This window comes from Frankia sp. AgKG'84/4, from assembly GCF_023242965.2.
Taxonomy (GTDB): Bacteria; Actinomycetota; Actinomycetes; order Frankiales; family Frankiaceae; genus Frankia.
The window spans coordinates 1-1335 of record NZ_JALKFU020001108.1 but is presented as its reverse complement, the minus strand read 5'-3'; the positions used below and the strand labels follow the sequence as shown (position 1 = coordinate 1335).

The following is a 1335-nucleotide window of genomic DNA, read 5'->3' as shown; positions in this document are numbered from 1 at the left end:
CGCCCGCCCCGGCCCCCGCCCCCGCCCCCGCGCCGAAACCGGCGCCGGCGCCGAGTGGCGAGGTCTGGGTCGACGTCGCCACCGGACTGTGTCTCGACGGCAACGGCAACGGCGACATGTACACGTTGGGCTGCAACGACGGTGACTATCAGCGGTGGATCATCTCGGCCAGTGGCGACGGCGTGCGGGTGCGCAGCGCGTTCACGGGACGGTGCATCGGCAGCCACGCGAACGGGTCCTCGCCGTCGGGTGCCCGATACCGGGGAACCGTGTACGCCGCCGCCTGCGACGGCGGCGCCGCGCAGGTCTGGACAAGGACGAGTGAGAGCCAGGGCTACGTCTTCCGTAACGCCGCCACCGGTGAGTGCCTCGACAGCGACGCGAGCGGCGGCCTGTACACCCAGGACTACAACGGCGGGAACTACCAGCACTGGGTGCGGCGCTGAGGGCCGCCCCGATGCCGGCGCGGCCGCAGGCCGGCGCGGTGACTGTTGCGTCCGTCCTATCAAGGTTTTGGCGTCGGTCAGTGCATTTGATGGTTTTCATCACCTAGGTTGACCGCGTTATTTGGTTAAATGATTGTTGGCGGCCCGGAAAAGGGGGCCGCGTCCGGGCATCCGCGTCCGCGAACGGCATAATGACCTGATGCAATGCGCCCGCCCGGAAATCGCACTCGGTTTCCCGGGTCTGACCGGTGGTCCCTTCCCGGACGCCGACCCTGGCGGGCCGCGCCGGACCCGGGGCGCCCGCGCGTCGGCCGGGGACGGCTGGCGCGGTGGTGCCCGGTGAACGCCGAGCGCCGGCCGGGCCGCGCGGCCGGGCCGACGATCCTGATCCAGAACCCGACCATCGTCCAACCGGTCGAGACGTCGGTCTTCCATCCCGGCCGACCCGCCTACGACCCGGTGCGGGCCGCCGCGGAGTCCGCGGCCGTGCGGGCGGCGCTCCTCCAGCTCGGCGCCGTCCCGCGCTCGCCCTCGGAGATCCTCACCGCGCTGCCCCGCGAGGTGCTGCTCGAACTCGCCGTGCGGGCGGTGAGCGCCGACGACGACGCGCGGCTGCTCGCCGCCCGGGAGGCCCTGCGGGACTGGTCGGTGCCGGCGCTGGCCCCCGTCGTGCTGCACCAGCCGCGGCTGCTGCTCGAACCCGGCGCCGGGGGCGGCGTCATCGGCCTCGACGTCGCCCCGGACGAAAGCTACGCGCTGCGCCCGCTGACCGGCCTGATGTTCCCCCGCGACCACTATGCCGATCTCGGTGGGGCGGTCGCCGTCGGCCGGCTGCGCCGCCGCGAGCGGGCCCGCGAGACGATCGTGATGGCCGCGATCCTGCGCGGGC

General features: G+C 73.4%; 2 protein-coding genes. Both read left to right on the top strand.

Going from position 1 to position 1335, the window contains the following annotated elements:
* The coding region (locus MXD58_RS27705; protein WP_250611075.1) for an RICIN domain-containing protein at positions 1–446 on the top strand (446 nt) is incomplete at its 5' end.
* Positions 447–785: 339 nt separating this feature from the next.
* Positions 786–1335: arginine deiminase family protein (locus MXD58_RS27700; RefSeq protein WP_374616739.1), on the top strand; the 550-nt coding region annotated here is incomplete at its 3' end.